Origin of the sequence: Variovorax sp. 3319, assembly GCF_031456585.1 — a bacterium.
GTDB classification, from domain to species: Bacteria; Pseudomonadota; Gammaproteobacteria; order Burkholderiales; family Burkholderiaceae_C; genus Variovorax; species Variovorax paradoxus_P.
Window position 1 is genome coordinate 100,981 of record NZ_JAVDUZ010000012.1, and the last position, 17,272, is coordinate 118,252.

Below are 17,272 nucleotides of genomic sequence, written 5' to 3' on the forward strand. Positions count from 1 at the left end.
TGCTCAGACACCCGGCGCGCCCTGCATCAGCAGGCCGCGCAGCTTGCGGTGCAGGGGCGTGGCTTCGGCGACCGGTACGCCGCCCGCTTCGCGCAGCGCAATGTCGCGGCTTTGTGCGTTATGCAGATCGATCTCGCGCACCACGCGCCCGTTGTCGTACACGAAGGCCACGTCGGCCAGCGCCAGCACGTCTTCGATGTCGTGCGTGATCATCAGCACCGGAATGCCCCACTGGCGTCGCACCTGGGCCAGCTCGCTGCGCAGTTCACTGCGCAGCATGGGGTTGAGCGCGGCAAAGGGCTCGTCGAGCAGCAGCACCTGCGGCTGGCATGCGAGCGCCCGGGCCAGCGCCACGCGCTGCTGCTGGCCGCCCGAAAGCTTTTGCGGGCGGCTGTCGGCCAGCGCCGCCAGGCCAAAACCTTCGAGCAGCGATTGCACCATCTCCGCCTCCCGCGGCGGCAGCTTGCGCCGGTGCCATGCGGTCAGGCCGAAGGCCACGTTCTCGCGCACCGACAAATGCGGAAACAACGCGTAGTTCTGAAACAGGTAGCCGATGCGCCGCTCCGGCGCGGGCACTTCGACGCCGCGTGCGGAGTCGTAGAGAGTGCGGCCGTCGAGCCGCACATGGCCTTCGGAAGGCCGCAGCAGGCCCGCGATGGCTTGCAAGGTGAGCGTCTTGCCCGCACCCGAGGGACCGTAGAGCGCGGCAAACGGCACATCGGTCGCAAAGCGCGCGGCCAGGTCGAAGCGGCGCGCGCCGTCGGTTACCGTGAGCTTCAGGTCGACGTCGATCATGGCTTGGCGAACCCGAAGCGCGCGAAGACTTCTCGCGCGGCGTCGCTGGAAAGAAAGGCAATGAAGTCTGCGCCCAGCGCCTTCTGCCTGCTGTCGGCCACCAGGGCGACCGGATAGGTCACGGGCATGTGGCCTGTGGGAACGAACGCAATTTTGACCTTGCCGTCCATCAGGGCCGCATCGGTGCGGTAGACGAAGCCGGCCTCGACCTCGCCGCGGGCCACGTAGTCGAGCACCTGGCGCACGCTGTCCGCCTGCACGTACTTGGGCTCGAGCGCGCTCCACAGCCCGGCACCCTCGAGCACCTGCCGCGTGTAGCGGCCCACCGGCACGGTGGCGGTCTTGCCGATTGCGATCTTGCGGACGCCCGTGCCGGCAAGGTCTTGCAGCGACTTCACACCGGCCGCGTCCTTCAAGGGTTCGATGAGCACCAGGCTGTTGCCCGCGAAGTTTTGGCGCGTGTCTGCGTCGACGAGTTTCTGCGCGACGGCGCGGTCCATCGTTTCCTGGTCGGCGCTTGCGAACACGTCGACCGGCGCGCCCTGCCCGATCTGCTGCAGCAGCACGCCCGAGGCCGCAAAGTTGAAACGCACCTTGGCGCCCGGCCTCGCAGCTTCGAACCTGGGGCCCAGTTCCTTGAATGCGTCTGTCAGGCTTGCGGCGGCAGAAACGGTGATCTGCTGCGCCGCCGCGCCCAGCGGCAAAGCCAGGGCCAGCACAAGAGACAAGAAGCGGATCATCGAACTCATGCGGATTTCCGGAAAGGCTGGGCCGGTCAGCGCAGCGAAAAGAAGCGGTTCGACAGCACCAGCACCGTGACCGACAGCAGCGACGTCACCGCCACCAGCAGCAATGCCAGGTCGTCATTGCCGGCCTGCGCGGCGTCGTAGATGGCCATCGACAGGGTCTGGGTCTGCTTGGGAATGGACCCCGCCACCATGAGCGAGGCGCCAAATTCGCCCATGGCCCGCGCAAATGCGAGCAGCGTGCCGGCCAGGATGCCGGGCCAGGCCAGCGGCAACGTGACGCGCAGAAACACCGAGAACGGCGACTGGCGCAGCGTGCTGGCGGCGGCTTCGAGCGAGCGGTCCACACCCGCGAAGGCGGCGCTGGCCGACTTCAGCACCAGCGGGAGCGCCACAACGGCAGACGCGACGACGGCGCCGTGCCAGCTGAAGATGATGCTGTAGTCGAGATGCTCGCGCAGCCAGCTGCCCAGCGGGCTGCGGCGCCCCGCCGCCACCAGGATGGCGTAGCCGATGACCGTGGGCGGCAGCACCAGCGGCAGCATGCACACGGCTTCGAGCACCGAGCGGCCCGGAAAGCGCTTGCGTGCAAATAGCCAGCCCAGCCCCACGCCGGCAACGAGTGCCAGCAGCGTTGCAACCGAGGCCACCTTGAGCGACAGCACCAGCGGAAACCAGTCGGTCGAGGCGATGAGGGCGTTCGTCGTATTCATGAAGATACAACGCAATTGTTGCACGAACGCCCTGCCCCTCGAAAAGGCCTTTGCGGAAGGTGCGGGAAGACGGCGTCGATATCCTTCCGGATACAGCGCGCGGGGAACGAATCAGGGCGCGAGCAGGCGCGTCAGCGCGCGAACGTCCGCGACCGTCGCCAGGCGCGCGGCGTTCTCGATGGCACGGTAGTGCTTGACGATTTCCTCACCCACGGGCGTGAGCGCGGTGCCGCCGCCGCGCGAGCCGCCGGCAGCGGTGTTCACGGCGGGGGAGCTGAGCGCATTGTTCATCTCGTCGATGAGCATCCAGGCACGCCGGTACGACATGCCCAGCTTGCGCGCCGCGGCCGAGATCGAGCCGGTCTCCGCCACGGCTTCCAGCACGTCGATCTTGCCGGGGCCGAAGGCAATGCTGTCGTCCCTGTAGATGCGAAGGCGGAACTGGACTCTGGTTTTCATGCCGGTGGTGGTGAGCGATGCGGAAGGGATGAGCGCAAAGGTTAAACCATGCCCGCACCCACCCTGCGCCCCCACCGCCGCCCCGCGTCAATCCACCGTTGCCAGTACGCCCGAGCCCGTTCCGTACCCAGCCGCCGCCATCGGCTGGCCGCCGCGTGCAATGCGCACTGCGCAGTACTTGAACTCCGGAATCTTACCCATGGGGTCGAGCGCGGCGTTGGTCATCAGGTTGGCGGCCGCCTCGTAGTAGGCAAAGGGTACGAAAACCGCACCGCTCGGCGTGCCGTCGTCGCGCCGCACGTGGATGGCCACTTCGCCGCGCCGCGACTGCACCGTGATCACGTCGCCGGCCTGGAGCCCCAGCTTCAGCAGGTCGGCTTGGTTCATCGAGGCGGTCGCCATGGGTTCCAGCGCATCGAGCACCGTGGCGCGGCGCGTCATGCTGCCGGTGTGCCAATGCTCGAGCTGCCGGCCCGTGATCAGCACGAACGGGTATTCGGCATCGGGCCGCTCGTCGGCCGGAATGATGTCGGCAGGCACCAGCCTCACGCGGCCGTCAGCCGTGGGGAAGTCGTCGATGAACACGGTCGGCTGGCCCGGGTCTTCCTCGCTCAGGCACGGGTAGGTCACGCTCGAATCGCGCTGCAGCCGCTCCCAGCTGATGCCGCTGATCACCGCATGCATGGCCTGGCGCATTTCCTCGTAGACCGCGGCCACGCCTGCTTCTTCGCCCTGGTAGTTCCATTGCAGGCCCATGCCCTTGGCAATCTCCTGGATGATCCAGAGATCGGGCCGCGCATCGCCCGGCGGATTGAGCGCACGCTTGCCCAGTTGCACCATGCGGTCGGTGTTGCTCACCGTGCCGGTCTTCTCGGGCCAGGCGCTCGCCGGCAGCACCACGTCGGCGAGCCACGCGGTCTCGGTCATGAAGATGTCTTGCACCACCAGGTGCTCCAGGCTCGCGAGCGCATGGCGTGCATGGTTGAGGTCGGGGTCGCTCATGGCCGGGTTCTCGCCCATGATGTACATGCCGCGCACCTTGTGCGGATCGGTGTCGGGCGCGAGCGCCTTGTGCATGATCTCGACCACGGTATAGCCAGGCGTTGCGTCCAGCGGCGTGCCCCAGAAGTTCTCGAACCACGCATGCACCGCCGGGTTGTCGACGCGCTGGTAGTTGGGGAACATCATGGGGATCAGCCCCGCGTCGCTCGCACCCTGCACGTTGTTCTGGCCGCGCAGCGGATGCAGGCCCGAGCCCGGCTTGCCGATTTGCCCGGTAACGGTCGCCAGCGCAATGAGGCAGCGCGCGTTGTCGGTGCCGTGCACGTGCTGGCTCACGCCCATGCCCCAGAGAATCATCGAGCCCTTGGCGGTGGCAAAGGCGCGCGCCACTTCGCGCAGCGTTTCGGCCGGTACGCCGCAGATGGGTGCCATTGCCTCGGGGCTGTAGCCCTTCACGTTCTCGCGCAGCGCCTCGTAGTTGCTGGCGCGCGTGCGCACAAACTCCTGGTCGACCAGGCCTTCGTCGATGACGGCATGGATGAGCGCGTTGAGCATGGCCACGTCGGTGTCGGCCTTGAACTGCAGCGTGCGCCAGGCATGGCGGCTGATGTCGGTGCGCCGCGGATCGGCCAGCACGATCTTCGCGCCACGCTGCGCGGCATTCTTCATCCAGGTGGCGGCCACCGGATGGTTGGCCGTGGGGTTGGAGCCAATGACGAAGATCAGCCCCGCGTGCTCCACGTCGTTCACCTGGTTGCTCACCGCGCCCGAGCCCACGCCTTCGAGCAGCGCGGCCACGCTCGATGCGTGGCACAGGCGCGTGCAATGGTCGATGTTGTTGCTGCCGAAGCCGGTGCGCACCAGCTTCTGGAACAGGTAGGCCTCTTCGTTGCTGCCCTTGGCCGAGCCAAAGCCCGCGAGCGACTTGGCACCGTAGGTATCGCGCAGGCCCGAGAGCTTGCCGGTGGTGAGCGCGAGCGCTTCTTCCCAGGTGGCCTCGCGGAAATACTCGCTCCAGTCGTCCGGGCGCGGTGCATCGCCAAAATCCTTCGGCATACCGGCCTTGCGGATCAGCGGCTTGGTCAGGCGCTGTGGATGGTGCGCATAGTCGAAGCCGAAGCGACCCTTCACGCACAGGCGGTTGTGGTTGGCCGGGCCGTCGCGGCCGTCGACGCTGACGATCTTCTCGTCCTTCACGTTGTAGGTCACCAGGCAACCCACGCCGCAGAACGGGCACACCGAATCGACCTTGCGATCGACCTCCTGCGAGCCGATGTGGCTCTTGGGCATGAGCGCGCCCGTGGGGCAGGCCTGCACGCATTCGCCGCAGGCCACGCAGGTGCTGTCGCCCATCGGGTCGTCCAGGTCGAACACGATCTTGCTGTCCGCGCCGCGCATGGCGTAGCCGATGACGTCGTTGACCTGCTCTTCGCGGCACGCGCGCACGCATCGGTTGCACTGGATGCAGGCGTCCAGGTTGACGGCCATGGCCGGGTGCGAAATGTCGGTCCTGGGTTGCTCGCGGCGCAGGGCCTTGAGTTCGGGCCGCACCGCGATGTCGAGCTTTTTTGCCCAGGCGCTGAGTTCGCCGTGCTGTTGGGTGGCGTCGTCGCCAATCCACTTGTAGCCCTGGTCGGGCATGTCGGACAGCAGCATCTCGACGACCATCTTCTGGCTTTTGAGGGCGCGCTCGCTGGTGGCCTTTACTTCCATGCCGGCCGTGACGTTGCGGCAGCAGCTGGGTGCAAGCGTGCGCTCGCCCTTCACCTCGACCACGCAGGCGCGGCAGTTGCCATCGGGTCGGTAGCCGTCCTTGAAGCACAGGTGGGGAATCTCCACCCCGTGGCGCTCGGCCGCCTTGTAGATGGTTTCGCCGTCGAAGGCCTGGATGGGCTGGCCGTCCAGCGTGAATTCGATGGTTTGCGGCATGAGCTCCGCGAGCTTGGACGGGGCGTTCATGCGACCTCCTCCGGAAAATATTGCTGGATGCAGCGAATCGGGTTGGGGGCCGCCTGTCCGAGTCCGCAGATGGAGGCGTCGCCCATCACCTGCGCCAGGTCTTCGAGCGTGGTGTTGTCCCACGTGGGGGCCTGCATCAGCGCCGCGGCCTTGGCGGTGCCGACGCGGCATGGCGTGCACTGGCCGCAGCTTTCGTGCTCGAAGAACCGCATCACGTTGAGCGCGGCATCGCGTGCGCGGTCGTGCTGGCTCAGCACCATCACGGCGGCCGATCCGATGAAGCAGCCGTAGGGCTGCAGCGTGTCGAAGTCGAGCGGAATGTCGTTCATTCGCGCCGGCAGAATGCCGCCCGACGCGCCGCCGGGCAGGTACGCATACAGCGAGTGGCCGTCGAGCATGCCGCCGCAATATTCGTCAATGAGTTCTTGCACCGTAATGCCCGCAGGCGCGAGCTTGACGCCCGGGTGCTTCACCCGGCCGCTCACGCTGAAGCTGCGCAGCCCCTTGCGGCCGTTGCGGCCGAAACCGCTGAACCAGGCCGCGCCTTTTTCAACGATGTCGCGCACCCAGTAAAGGGTTTCGAAGTTGTGCTCCAGTGTCGGCCGGCCGAAGAGGCCCACCTGCGCGATGTACGGCGGGCGCATGCGCGGTTCGCCGCGCTTGCCCTCGATGCTTTCGATCATGGCCGACTCTTCACCGCAGATGTAGGCACCCGCACCGCGCCGCAGCTCGATGCGCGGTAGCGCGCACGGCGGATCGGCCTGCAGCCGCGCCAGCTCACGCTCAAGCAGCGCGCGGCAGTCGTGGTATTCGTCGCGCAGGTAGATGTAGCACTGCTCGATGCCGACGATCTGCGCCGCCACCACCAGGCCTTCCAGAAAGCGGTGCGGGTCGCGCTCGAGGTACGTGCGGTCCTTGAAGGTGCCGGGCTCGCCTTCGTCGATGTTCACCGCCATGAGCCGGGGCGCAGGCTGGTCGCGCACGATGCGCCACTTGCGCCCGGCCGGAAAGCCCGCGCCGCCCAGGCCGCGCAGGCCCGAGTCTTCCATCGTCTTGATGATGGCCTCGGCGTCTTCCTTGCCGTTGACCAGCGCTGAAGCGAGCGTGTAGCCGCCGTTGGCCCTGTAGGTGGCGTAGTCTGTAAACGCAGGCATGCGCTCGATGGCGCCGGGCAGCGGCGAGACGCTTTTCAGCGCGAACTCGGCGGCATCGAAATACGCCACCGTGGCTTCATCGGGGTCGGACTTCAGGGCCTGCAGCACCTTGGCCGTGGTCGCGAGCGGCACAGCCTGCCGGTCGACGACCACCGCGGGGGCCTGCTCGCAGCGGCCGACGCAGGGCGCTGCAATCACGCGCACGTCGTCGCCGTCCACACCAAGCAGTTCGGGCAGGCGCGCCAGCAGATCCTTGGCACCTGCCAGCTCGCAGGCCAGGCCATCGCACACGCGCACCGTAAGGCCGGGTGCCGCTTCGTCGCCGCGCACCACTTCGAAGTGGTGATAGAAGGTCGCAACCTCGTACACCTCGGCCATGGGAATGTTCATTTCGCGCGCCAGCGCCACCAGGTGGCGGTCATGCAGGCAGCGAAAAGCGTCGTTCAGCTTGTGCAGGTGCTCTATGAGCAGGTCGCGCCGGTGGCCCTCTGCGGGGCGCGCGCCGATGAGCGTGCGCACTTCGAGCAGCGCGGCCTCGTCGGGCTGCCGGCCCTTCAGCTTGCTCTTGCGGCGGATGCGCTCGCGCATTTCGTCGGCGGTGGCAAGCGGCACGATGGTGTGCGTCGGGGCCGCCTTGGCTGTCGCGCGGGTTGTGGCTGGGTGGTTGTTCACTGCCTGGGCCTTTTCTCGATGTCTCGGAACTGCCCCCAATGCTTGAGGGCTGACCGAGTGTGTGGGGCGGCCCTGGGCCCGTCAAATTCGATCGGAGCATCGATCGATTCAATAACTAAATGGTGCGCGGGGCTTCTGGCACCCGCGCCGGAGGGCCGGCTATTCGCCGAGCGCGCCGCTGTGCAGCCGCACCTGCTCCCGCCAGGCCGGCGTCTGCAGGAATACCAGGGCGGCATCGAGCGCCCGCGAGGGGCGCACGCCGGTCTGGGTCATGAAGCCGAGCGGCGTTTTCACCTCGGGCCCGACGAGCGGCAACGCCTCCAGTTCGCGGTAGCTGCGCACGGCCGCGACCATGGCGCCGGGCAGCACACTGCTCACCGTGCCCGCCAGCACGGCCAAGGCAAGGGTAAGTACCGAGTTGGTCTCGATGGCCGGCGCCACCGCGGTGTCGGCTTCGCGCAACGCTTGGTCGATGATGGAGCGGTTGTGCATGTCGGGCGTGAGCAGGCACAGCGGCAGCTTGCCGGCGTCGGCCCATGACATCGGCTGGCCGATGCGCAGCCGGTCGGCCGAGGGCCGCTCGGCGCGCCGCAGCAGGTAGTAGTGCTCCACGCTCTGCGGCCATGCCGTGAGCTTGATGCCCGGCAGGTGCATGCGCTCGGTGTAGCCGAGCGCCAGGTCGACCGAGAGGCTTTCGAGCCCCGTTTCCAGCTCTTGCGAGCTCATCGACAGCACGGCCGGCACGATGCCCGGATGAAGCTCGTGCAGCATCGCGGCAAAGCGCGACAGCATCGGAATGGCGGTAGGCACCGCCGCCATGCGCAGGCGTCCGCGCGGCTGGCCCTCTTCGCTTCGCAGCTCCTGCAGCAGCACCTCGTTGTCGCGCAGCATGCGCTGGGCGGTGGCAAGCACCCGCTCGCCCTCGTGTGTGAGGCCCACGTAAACGCGCCCCCGCTTCACGATGACCACGCCGAACTCGCTTTCAAGCGAGCGCAGCGCGTTCGACAACGCCGGCTGCGTGATGTGGCAGGCCTGCGCCGCGCGGCCGAAATGCTTGTGCTCGCTCAGCGCCACCAGGTAGCGCATCGAAGCCAGCAGGTTCACTTCGCCTGCTCCGGCACGCGTTCACTGAAGCTGGGCGGGCGCACCATGCGTCAGGTGTTCTTGCTGATCGAGATGGTCGGGAACTTCGAGGAGAAGTCCTTGGCCTTCTCGGCAATGCCCACGGCCACTTGCCGTGCAACGGCCTTGTAGATGCCGGCCACTTCGCCGTCGGGGTCGGCCACCACGGTGGGCTTGCCGCTGTCGGCCTGCAGGCGGATGTTGATATCCAGCGGCAGCGCGCCGAGGTATTCCATCTCGTATTGCGCGGCCATCTTCTTGCCGCCTTCGGAACCGAAGATGTGCTCCACATGGCCGCAGTTCGAGCAGATGTGCACCGCCATGTTCTCGACGATGCCCAGGATCGGCACGCCGACCTTCTCGAACATCTTGATGCCCTTCTTGGCGTCGAGCAGCGCGATGTCCTGCGGCGTGGTCACGATCACCGCGCCGGTCATCGGCACGCGCTGGCTCAGCGTGAGCTGGATGTCGCCGGTGCCGGGCGGCATGTCGACGATCAGGTAGTCGAGGTCTTTCCAGTTGGTCTGGCGCAGCAGCTGCTCCAGCGCCTGCGTGGCCATGGGGCCGCGCCAGATCATGGCCTCGTCCTGGTCCACCAGGAAGCCGATCGACATGACCTGCACGCCGTGGTTCTCCAGCGGCTCCATGGTCTTGCCGTCTTCGCTCTCGGGCCGGCCTTCGATGCCCAGCATCATCGGCTGGCTGGGGCCGTAGATGTCGGCGTCGAGCAGGCCCACCGCGGCACCTTCGGCCGCCAGCGCCAGCGCGAGGTTGGCGGCCGTGGTGCTCTTGCCCACGCCGCCCTTGCCCGATGCCACCGCAATGATGTTCTTGACGTTGGGCATCAGCTGCACGCCGCGCTGCACGGCATGGCTGATGACCTTGGTGACGATGTTGATGGAGACGTTGCTCACGCCCGGCACCGTCTTGGCGGCCGCCACAAGCGCCTTGCGCAGGGCCGGGTGCTGGCTCTTGGCCGGATAGCCGAGCTCGAGGTCGAACGACACGTCGCCGTCTGATATCTGCAGGTTCTTGAGCGACCGCGTCGCCACGAAATCCTTGCCGGTGTTCGGGTCCTGGACGGCCTTGAGCGCGTCCATGAGCCCTTCTGGGGTGAGTGCCATTGATCTAACTCCTGAATGGCGGGTAGTCTAGTGGCTCGCCCGGCGCCTCCGCGCACTTCATGCGGCTTCGCCTTCCTGCACTTGGGGGCAACGCAGAGTGCAAGCCCCTTTTCAACAGACGACAGCAACAAGAAGATGCCCGAGACACCCCCCGCCACCGGTCTCCTGCTTACCGGCGGCGGCGCCCGGGCCGCCTACCAGGTTGGCGTGCTCGAAGCCATCTCTCAAATTCGGCGAATCGCCGGTTTCGCAGGCCAGCCCAATCCCTTTCCCGTGATCACCGGCACCTCGGCCGGCGCCATCAATGCCGCCGCGCTGGCTTGCGGCGCCGACGATTTCGACGGAGCGGTCGCGCACATTGCGCAGGTCTGGCGCGACTTCCGTGCCGGGCAGGTCTACCGCGCCGATTCGCTCTCGGTGCTCGGCAGCGGCACGCGCTGGCGCATGCTGCTCGGGCTGGGGCGTTTTGCCGCCAACTGGATGCGCATCAAGCCGCGCTCACTGCTCGACAACGCGCCGCTGGCCGACCTGCTGGCCCGCATGGTGCCGCTCGACCGGCTGCCGCAGCTCATGCAGCAAGGCCATCTGCGCGCGCTGGCCGTGACCGCGTCGAGCTACAGCTCGGGAGAGCACGTCACCTTCTTCGAAGCCGCCGCGCCGATGGAGCCCTGGGTGCGATCGCAGCGGCTTTCCGTGCGCGACCGCATCAGCCACGCGCACCTGCTGGCCTCGTCGGCCATTCCCTTCGTGTTTCCGGCCACTGCGCTGCCGATGCAGGGGCACACCGAATACTTCGGCGACGGCTCGATGCGGCAGTCGGCGCCCATTGCGGCGGCAATCCACCTGGGTGCCCAGCGCATCCTGGTGATCGGCGCGGGCCGAATGCATGAGCCGCGCGACACCGACGCGCCCAACACCTACAGCGGCTATCCCACCATGGCGCAGATTGCCGGCCATGCGCTGTCGAGCATCTTTCTGGATGCCCTGGCGGTGGACATTGAACGCCTGCGGCGCATCAACCACACGCTCGGGCTCATTCCTGAAGAAGCGCGCAAGTCGAGCTCGTTGCGACCGCTCGATCTGCTGGTGATTTCTCCATCGGAGCGGCTCGACGTGATTGCGGCGCGCCATGTCGATGCGCTGCCCGGTGCGGTGCGCCACCTGCTCGGCGGCTCCAAGGTCGCAGCCGACGTAAAGGGCGGCGCGCTTGCGAGCTATCTGCTGTTCGAATCGGCCTACACGCGCGAGCTGATGGCGCTCGGCCGGGCCGATGCAATGCGGCAGAAGGATGAAGTGCTGCGGTTTTTCGGGTGGGACGCCGCCGCCTGACGCAGGTCAGTGCGCGTCATCGCTGTTTTCAAGAAAACCCGGCTGGCCGTTCACCGCCCGCACGATCGCTTCTTCGACAGGGCAACGCGTCTTCCGCGGAGCTTCGAGGTCAAACGGTTGCGCGGGCAGCAGCGGCGGCTGGGCCATGAAGCGCGGCTGCGTGCCGCGGTGCGGCTGGGCCGAATGCACAAGGAACGGATGGCACAGGTACACAGTGCCCGCCGCGCCTGTCGCCAGCACCTCGGGCCTCGCGGCGGATTCCGCAAAGCCGTTGCGCGCCAGTTCGCCGAGCGACACGCCCTCCTCGCCGGCGGGCATCAAAAGCCGGGCAATGTCGGCATGCGAGCCGGCGCGAATGCGCGTGGGTGCATCGTTCTCGCCCACATCCGAGAACAGGAAGAGCATCAGCAGCGCCCGCCCTTTGGAGCGAACGTTCGCGCGCCACGACATGAAGTCCGGGTTCTCAAGCCCGAAGCTCACGTCGATGTGCCAGCCTGTGTCGCCGGGATCTTCGGCCGAGGGAAAGCGCACGGGAAAGGTGCCCATGCTGCGGCACGGCTGCCACCGGCCCGGGCCGACGAGCAGGTTGAAGGCATCGTGCAGAAGCGGCGTGTTCGCTGCCTCGACAAAGGGCCGCTGCGGGTACATGCCGAGCCTGACAACGGGCTTGGTCCAGGTCGACGGATCGTCCAGATTGCATCCGGTATCCCGCCAGAGAATCGCGCGGGCATCTTCTGCGAGTTCACGAGAGAAGGCGTTGTCGATGCGAAGGAAGCCGTCGCGGATGAAGGCTTCGGAGCGCGGGTCGTTCGCCGACTGAGTTGAATGCCCTGGCACTTGAGTCAATTGAGTCAATTGAGTCCGAAGAGAACGATGATGCCCGTGACGAACCAGTTCGCGGTCGTCGCACGGGCTGCACTTTCCTTCGAGATCGGCACCAGCTTTGCACGCTTCCATGCCCACAGGTTGCAAGCAATGGCGAGCACCAGTCCACTGAAGAAGAACAGGGAAGAATGCAGGCCGAGCGCCCCGATCAGCGACACCACGAGAATCACGACGCCTGCGGCCCAAATGCCGCTCGAAGTGCTTGCCAGCACATGGCTGAGAGCACCGCAGGCTTCACAAGTGGCAGGGCCGCCGCGGCTCGACCAGCGCTTGGCCAACTCGCCAATTCCCGGCTCGCGGCAACTCGGGCATGTATGTTTCATGTGCTGCGCAAGATACCGCAGTTCAGCCGCGACGCACAACCGGCTGCTGCTGGCGGCACATCCGCTACCCCGCCTCGGAAATCCCGAGTTCCGAACACACCCGCCCAACCAACGCCTTCAGCGACGCAAGCTCGGCTTCGAGCCGCGCCACGTTGGCCTTGAGTGCCGCAACCTCGCCCAGCGACGCGTCGTGCAATGCATGGGCGCCATCGCTCGAAGCGCCGCCAGGTCCGGCGACCTCTTCGGCCGGCGTTCCGCTCAGCAGATGCGCCCAGCGGCTTTCGCGCGCGCCGGGCAGGCGCGCGAGCTTGACGACCAGCGCACCGGCGGGCCGTTCCGCGAGTTCGTCGAGAAAGCCTTCGACCGAAGAGATGTCGGCAAAGTTGTGCATGCGGTCGCAGGCAATGCGCAGTTCGCCGGCCGTTTGCGGGCCGCGCAGCATCAGCACGGTGAGCAGAATGACCGACTGCGATGGAATGCGCAGCACGCGGTCGATGTTGTGCTCGTAGCGAAACGCGCGGCCGCCGCTGGTTTCCGCCACGAGGCTGTAGCCCTTCAGGCTGTCGATGGCGGCCTGCACCTGTGACTCGCTCAGCTCGAGCACGGGGTTGCGGCTGGTCTTCTGGTTGCAGCCCGATACGAGCGAATTGAGCGTCAGCGGATAGCTGTCGGGCACGGTGCGCTGCTTTTCGGCCAGCACACCGAGCACGCGGGTTTCGACGAGCGAAAGAATGGGAAGGGCCAGGGTCATGATTCGGAAATTCTCAATGAAAACGTTGGCGCCAACGGCCGGCTCATGGCGCGGTCACGCCGAATATCGGGCCCAGCTCGCGCGTGGCATCGCTGCGCCGCAGTGCAAGCGAATACAGCGCCGACACCGTGCCGTCGAGATAAAGCGCATCGCGGCAATGCAGCACGTCGCGAAAGTACAGCGCAAACTCGTAGAAGTTCACCGGTTGCTCGCTGATCACGAAAATTGCCGTGTGGCCCGACACGCCCACGCCATTGCGGATCTTGCGTGAATCCGAATTGGGAATAAAGGCGGGGTGCACCGCGCCGTGGCGCAGCAGCAGCGGACCCGATTGGGTCGCCAGCCGAACGCCTTTCTTCGACAGCGCCGGATACTCCGACGATTCGACCACGCGAGGCCCCGCATCGGACACCAGGAACACGCCGTTCGGCTTGAGAAAGAAGTTGCCCGTGCCTGCCGAGAGGTTGAGCGGCGAAACCTCGCGCCCCTCCTGCACGAGCAGGCCGACAGGTGAAAAATCGGCGTGGTACATGCCGGCATTCATTGCAAACAACAGCTGGCGGTTGCGCGCGGCAAGCCAGGCCTCAAGGCGGTCGAGGCTTTTGAACTCGACACCCGCGTCGTCGCGCAGGAACAGCTCGAGCCGTTCCGTGCGCAGGTCGACCCTGACGACGGTGTAGCGCGGCGGATCTTCCGCAGCGGCTGCCGTGGCGGCCATGCCGGCCGCACTGGCCACGCCGGCTGCGCACAGTGCCAGCAGGAGCAGCAGCTTTCTCATGAAGTAATGGAAAGCCGCCTCCGCTCAGCCGTTCTGGATGCGGCTGACCAGCGCCTTGGTAAAGGCCGCCGTATTCGCGGTGCCGCCGAGGTCGCCGGTGCGCACCTTGTCGATGTTGAGCGTGTCGTCGATGGCCTTGCGCAGGCGCGTGGCCAGGTCGGGCAGCTTGACATGCTCAAGCATCAGCGCGGCGGCCAGCAGCAGCGCGGTCGGATTGGCGATGCCCTTGCCGGCGATGTCGGGCGCGGAGCCGTGCACGGCCTCGAAGATTGCGGCGTCAGCGCCAATGTTGGCGCCCGGTGCCATGCCCAGTCCGCCGACCAGGCCGGCCACCAGGTCGGAGAGGATGTCGCCGAACAGGTTGGTCGTCACCAGCATGTCGAACTGCCATGGGTTGAGCACGAGCTTCATTGCGCAGGCGTCGACGATGATCGAGTCGAGCTCGAACTTGCCCTTGTACTTTTTCTCGTAAAGATCGAGGCCCGTCTCCAGGAAGAGGCCGGTCAGCACCTTCATGATGTTGGCCTTGTGGACCAGCGTGACCTTCTTGCGGCCGGTGGCAATGGCGGTTTCGAATGCGTATTCGAGCAGGCGAAGGCACCCCTGGCGCGTGTTGATGCCGGTGGCCATGCCCACGGCGTGCGGATCGCCGTCGATGCGCACATAGTGCTCGTGGCCGATGTAGAGGCCCTCGAGGTTTTCGCGCACGACCATCAGGTCGATCTTGTCGAAACGGCCGCCCGGAACAATGGTGCGGGCGGGCCGCAGGTTGGCGTAGAGCTGGAATTCTTCGCGCAGGCGCACGTTCGACGAGCGGTAGCCCCCGCCCGACGGCGTTTCGAGCGGGCCCTTCAGGGCCAGGCGGGTGCGGCGGATGCTGTCCAGCGTGGCCTGCGGCAGCGGGTCGCCCGAGGCCTTGACGCCGCCGAGGCCGGCAATCTGGCGGTCCCACTCGAAGGGAGCCTTCAGCGCGTCGAAGGCAGCCAATGTGGCGTCGACGATTTCGGGGCCGATGCCATCGCCGGGGATCAGGGTTGCGGGAATGGGGGTGGTCATCGGAAAACTCGCTTTCTGTGTATCTATCTTGTATATCTCTTCGCCATATCAGGGGGAGCGTTGGCGAAATGCGCGGGATGGAGCATACGTCGCGCCGGAGACACCCCGCCGGCTTTCGGGTCACTCGGCACGCACCGGCAAAGCGGTAGGCCCGGTCACCGGGTAATTCCGGCAAGCGCGGACGGTGGGATCGGGGGCATTCGGCAGGGTGCGGAGCAGCCACCTAAAATGCCCGGTTCCCGGAAGCGGCCCCTGGCCGCGCCCAGCAAGTTCTCGCCACTCCCGAAAGCGCCCTCCCCGATGTCCGCCCCGCGCAAGCTCTTCGTTACCACCGCCCTGCCGTATGCCAACGGCAAGTTCCATATCGGCCACATGATGGAATACATCCAGGCCGACATCTGGGTGCGGAACCAGCGAATGAATGGCGCCGAGGTCAACTTCGTGTGCGCCGACGACGCGCACGGCGCAGCCATCACCATTGCAGCCGACAAGGCCGGCGTGACGCCGCAGGCCTTCGTGGCCGAAATCGCGGCAGGCCGCAAGCCGTATCTGGACGGCTACTACATCTCGTTCGACAACTGGCACTCGACCGATGCGCCCGAGAACCACCAGCTCGCGCAGGACATCTACCGCGACCTGCGGGCCAACGGTTTCATCAGCACCAAGAGCGTCGAGCAGTTCTACGACCCGGCCAAGGGCATGTTCCTGGCCGACCGCTTCATCAAGGGCGAGTGCCCCAACTGCCACGCCAAGGACCAGTACGGCGACAACTGCGAGGTGTGCGGCGCCGTGTACGCGCCCACCGAGCTGATCAACCCCTACTCGGCCCTGTCGGGCGCCAAGCCCGAACTGCGCAGTTCCGAGCACTTCTTCTTCAAGCTCTCCGACCCGCGCTGCGAGGCCTACCTGAAGGACTGGACCGCCGCCCCCGGCCATGTGCAGTCCGAGGTGCAGAACAAGATCCGCGAGTGGCTCTACAAGGACGACGAGGGCAAGGGTGGCCTGGGCGACTGGGACATCAGCCGCGACGCGCCGTACTTCGGCATCGAGATTCCGGATGCACCAGGCAAGTACTTCTACGTGTGGCTCGACGCACCCGTGGGTTACCTCGCCTCGCTGAAGAACCTGCTGGACAAGCGCTGCATCGAACTTGGCGGCGACGGCATCTCGTACACCGAGTACATGGCCGACCCCGACCTGGAGCAGGTGCACTTCATCGGCAAGGACATCATCACCTTCCACACCCTCTTCTGGCCCGCGATGCTGCATTTCAGCGGCCGCAAGGCGCCCGACGCGGTGTACGTGCACGGCCACCTGACGGTGAGCGGCGAGAAGATGAGCAAGAGCCGCGGCACCGGCATCGACCCGCTCAAATACCTTTCCATCGGGCTCGATCCCGAATGGCTGCGCTACTACATCGCGGCCAAGCTCAACGGACGCAACGAAGACATCGACTTCAACCCCGAGGACTTCGTGGCGCGCGTCAACAGCGACCTGGTCGGCAAGTACATCAACATCGCGAGCCGCGCGGCGGGCTTCATCGGCAAGCGCTTCGGCGGCAAGCTGGGCGAAATTTCCGCCGACGGCGACGCGCTGCTGTTTGCGCTGCGCGACGCCGCGCCGCAGCTGCATTCGCTGTACGACGGCCGCGACTACGCCCGCGCGCTGCGCGAAGTGATGGCGCTGGCCGACAAGGTGAACGAGTACGTCGACCAGAACAAGCCCTGGGAACTCGCCAAGAAAGAAGGCCAGGAGGCGCGGCTGCACGACGTGTGCACGGTCTGCATCGAGGCTTTCCGCCTGCTCACGCTGTACCTGAAGCCGGTGCTGCCGGCGCTCGCGGCCAACGTCGAGGCCTTCCTCAAGATTGCGCCGCTTGCATGGGCTGATGCCGCGCAGGCGCTGCCGGTTGGCCATGCCATCGGCGAATACAAGCACCTGATGCAGCGCGCCGACGCAAAGATGGTCGACAAGCTGTTCGATGCGCCCGAGCCGGTGGCGGCAGCCGCCGCGGAAGCCCCGGCCGGCGCGCTGCCGGGCGGCGAGGCCATTGCACCCACCATCACCATCGACGATTTCGCGAAGATCGACCTGCGCATTGCAAAGATCTTGGCCTGCGAGAAGGTCGAGGGCTCGACCAAGCTGCTGCGCCTGACGCTCGATGCGGGCGAAGAAAAGACACGCAACGTGTTCAGCGGCATCGCATCGGCCTACCAGCCGGAGCAGCTTGTGGGCAAGCTCACCGTGCTGGTCGCCAACCTGGCGCCGCGCAAGATGAAGTTCGGCATCAGCGAAGGCATGGTGCTGGCCGCCAGCCATGCCGACGAAAAAACCAACCCCGGCATTCATGTGCTCGAACCCTGGCCAGGCGCCACGCCCGGCATGCGGGTACGCTGATTTTCGA

Annotated in this window: 15 protein-coding genes; 2 read left to right on the forward strand and 13 right to left on the reverse strand. The window is 66.4% G+C overall.

The window, feature by feature from the left end:
• Nucleotides 1–3: 3 nt before the first annotated feature.
• The 8 genes from J2X67_RS22910 to apbC all read right to left on the reverse strand — a co-directional run bounded on the left by J2X67_RS22910 (nucleotide 4) and on the right by apbC (nucleotide 9,746).
• Nucleotides 4–795: an ATP-binding cassette domain-containing protein gene (locus J2X67_RS22910; RefSeq protein WP_309956808.1), complete on the reverse strand. Its 792-nt coding sequence runs from the start codon at nucleotides 793–795 to the stop codon at nucleotides 4–6.
• Nucleotides 792–1,544 (reverse strand): molybdate ABC transporter substrate-binding protein, encoded by a 753-nt coding sequence (gene modA, locus J2X67_RS22915; RefSeq protein WP_309956810.1) that lies wholly within the window; start codon nucleotides 1,542–1,544, stop codon nucleotides 792–794. The genes J2X67_RS22910 and modA overlap by 4 nt, the downstream gene beginning before the upstream one ends.
• 26 nt (nucleotides 1,545–1,570) lie before the next feature.
• A complete protein-coding gene (modB, locus tag J2X67_RS22920) occupies nucleotides 1,571–2,254 on the reverse strand; it encodes a molybdate ABC transporter permease subunit (protein ID WP_309956812.1) in 684 nt (227 codons plus the stop codon).
• A gap of 111 nt (nucleotides 2,255–2,365) precedes the next feature.
• Nucleotides 2,366–2,713 (reverse strand): winged helix-turn-helix domain-containing protein, encoded by a 348-nt coding sequence (locus J2X67_RS22925; RefSeq protein ID WP_309956814.1) that lies wholly within the window; start codon nucleotides 2,711–2,713, stop codon nucleotides 2,366–2,368.
• Nucleotides 2,714–2,800: 87 nt separating this feature from the next.
• Nucleotides 2,801–5,674, reverse strand: a complete 2,874-nt coding sequence (gene fdhF, locus J2X67_RS22930) for a formate dehydrogenase subunit alpha (RefSeq protein WP_309956816.1) — start codon at nucleotides 5,672–5,674, stop codon at nucleotides 2,801–2,803.
• The gene (locus J2X67_RS22935; protein WP_309957007.1) at nucleotides 5,671–7,416 is read right to left on the reverse strand and encodes an NAD(P)H-dependent oxidoreductase subunit E; all 1,746 of its coding nucleotides are present in this window, start codon (nucleotides 7,414–7,416) and stop codon (nucleotides 5,671–5,673) included. Before J2X67_RS22935 ends, fdhF begins: the two co-directional genes overlap by 4 nt.
• Nucleotides 7,417–7,659: 243 nt before the next feature.
• The gene (locus tag J2X67_RS22940) at nucleotides 7,660–8,604 is read right to left on the reverse strand and encodes a LysR substrate-binding domain-containing protein (RefSeq protein WP_157615319.1); all 945 of its coding nucleotides are present in this window, start codon (nucleotides 8,602–8,604) and stop codon (nucleotides 7,660–7,662) included.
• A gap of 50 nt (nucleotides 8,605–8,654) precedes the next feature.
• Nucleotides 8,655–9,746 carry an iron-sulfur cluster carrier protein ApbC gene (gene apbC / locus J2X67_RS22945; RefSeq protein WP_309956819.1) on the reverse strand — a complete coding sequence of 364 codons (1,092 nt, stop codon included), beginning with the start codon at nucleotides 9,744–9,746 and terminating at the stop codon, nucleotides 8,655–8,657.
• 135 nt (nucleotides 9,747–9,881) lie between these two features.
• On the opposite strand from apbC, the gene J2X67_RS22950 reads away from it, so the two are divergent.
• Complete coding sequence (locus J2X67_RS22950) at nucleotides 9,882–11,075, forward strand: patatin-like phospholipase family protein (RefSeq protein ID WP_309956821.1); 1,194 nt, start codon at nucleotides 9,882–9,884, stop codon at nucleotides 11,073–11,075.
• Between the two features lie 6 nt (nucleotides 11,076–11,081).
• Here J2X67_RS22950 and J2X67_RS22955 read toward each other — a convergent pair whose 3' ends face one another.
• From J2X67_RS22955 to J2X67_RS22975, 5 genes are all read right to left on the reverse strand, one after another.
• The gene (locus J2X67_RS22955) at nucleotides 11,082–12,032 is read right to left on the reverse strand and encodes a phytanoyl-CoA dioxygenase family protein (RefSeq protein ID WP_309957009.1); all 951 of its coding nucleotides are present in this window, start codon (nucleotides 12,030–12,032) and stop codon (nucleotides 11,082–11,084) included.
• Nucleotides 11,927–12,238 (reverse strand): hypothetical protein, encoded by a 312-nt coding sequence (locus tag J2X67_RS22960; RefSeq protein ID WP_126748418.1) that lies wholly within the window; start codon nucleotides 12,236–12,238, stop codon nucleotides 11,927–11,929. Before J2X67_RS22960 ends, J2X67_RS22955 begins: the two co-directional genes overlap by 106 nt.
• Before the next feature lie 109 nt (nucleotides 12,239–12,347).
• Nucleotides 12,348–13,034 (reverse strand): YceH family protein, encoded by a 687-nt coding sequence (locus J2X67_RS22965; RefSeq protein ID WP_309956823.1) that lies wholly within the window; start codon nucleotides 13,032–13,034, stop codon nucleotides 12,348–12,350.
• 43 nt (nucleotides 13,035–13,077) lie between these two features.
• On the reverse strand, nucleotides 13,078–13,812 hold the full coding sequence (locus J2X67_RS22970) for a phosphodiester glycosidase family protein (RefSeq protein ID WP_309956825.1): 735 nt from the start codon (nucleotides 13,810–13,812) through the stop codon (nucleotides 13,078–13,080).
• 24 nt (nucleotides 13,813–13,836) lie between these two features.
• Entirely contained in the window at nucleotides 13,837–14,868 is a 1,032-nt protein-coding gene (locus J2X67_RS22975; protein WP_309956827.1) for an isocitrate/isopropylmalate family dehydrogenase, read from the reverse strand.
• 300 nt (nucleotides 14,869–15,168) lie between these two features.
• Here J2X67_RS22975 and metG point away from each other — a divergent pair, with 300 nt between their 5' ends.
• Complete coding sequence (metG, locus tag J2X67_RS22980; RefSeq protein WP_309956829.1) at nucleotides 15,169–17,265, forward strand: methionine--tRNA ligase; 2,097 nt, start codon at nucleotides 15,169–15,171, stop codon at nucleotides 17,263–17,265.
• The last annotated feature ends 7 nt before the right edge of the window (nucleotides 17,266–17,272 follow it).

What these genes read in the sequence shown, in the direction of transcription:
- metG (WP_309956829.1), top strand. Translation starts at nt 15,169, where the DNA reads ATGTCCGCCCCGCGCAAGCTCTTCGTTACCACCGCCCTGCCGTATGCC.
- J2X67_RS22965 (WP_309956823.1), bottom strand. Translation starts at nt 13,034, where the DNA reads ATGACCCTGGCCCTTCCCATTCTTTCGCTCGTCGAAACCCGCGTGCTC.
- J2X67_RS22970 (WP_309956825.1), bottom strand. Translation starts at nt 13,812, where the DNA reads ATGAGAAAGCTGCTGCTCCTGCTGGCACTGTGCGCAGCCGGCGTGGCC.
- J2X67_RS22925 (WP_309956814.1), bottom strand. Translation starts at nt 2,713, where the DNA reads ATGAAAACCAGAGTCCAGTTCCGCCTTCGCATCTACAGGGACGACAGC.
- J2X67_RS22910 (WP_309956808.1), bottom strand. Translation starts at nt 795, where the DNA reads ATGATCGACGTCGACCTGAAGCTCACGGTAACCGACGGCGCGCGCCGC.
- J2X67_RS22935 (WP_309957007.1), bottom strand. Translation starts at nt 7,416, where the DNA reads ATGCGCGAGCGCATCCGCCGCAAGAGCAAGCTGAAGGGCCGGCAGCCC.
- J2X67_RS22975 (WP_309956827.1), bottom strand. Translation starts at nt 14,868, where the DNA reads ATGACCACCCCCATTCCCGCAACCCTGATCCCCGGCGATGGCATCGGC.
- modA (WP_309956810.1), bottom strand. Translation starts at nt 1,544, where the DNA reads ATGAGTTCGATGATCCGCTTCTTGTCTCTTGTGCTGGCCCTGGCTTTG.
- J2X67_RS22955 (WP_309957009.1), bottom strand. Translation starts at nt 12,032, where the DNA reads ATGGAAGCGTGCAAAGCTGGTGCCGATCTCGAAGGAAAGTGCAGCCCG.
- J2X67_RS22950 (WP_309956821.1), top strand. Translation starts at nt 9,882, where the DNA reads ATGCCCGAGACACCCCCCGCCACCGGTCTCCTGCTTACCGGCGGCGGC.
- fdhF (WP_309956816.1), bottom strand. Translation starts at nt 5,674, where the DNA reads ATGAACGCCCCGTCCAAGCTCGCGGAGCTCATGCCGCAAACCATCGAA.
- apbC (WP_309956819.1), bottom strand. Translation starts at nt 9,746, where the DNA reads ATGGCACTCACCCCAGAAGGGCTCATGGACGCGCTCAAGGCCGTCCAG.
- modB (WP_309956812.1), bottom strand. Translation starts at nt 2,254, where the DNA reads ATGAATACGACGAACGCCCTCATCGCCTCGACCGACTGGTTTCCGCTG.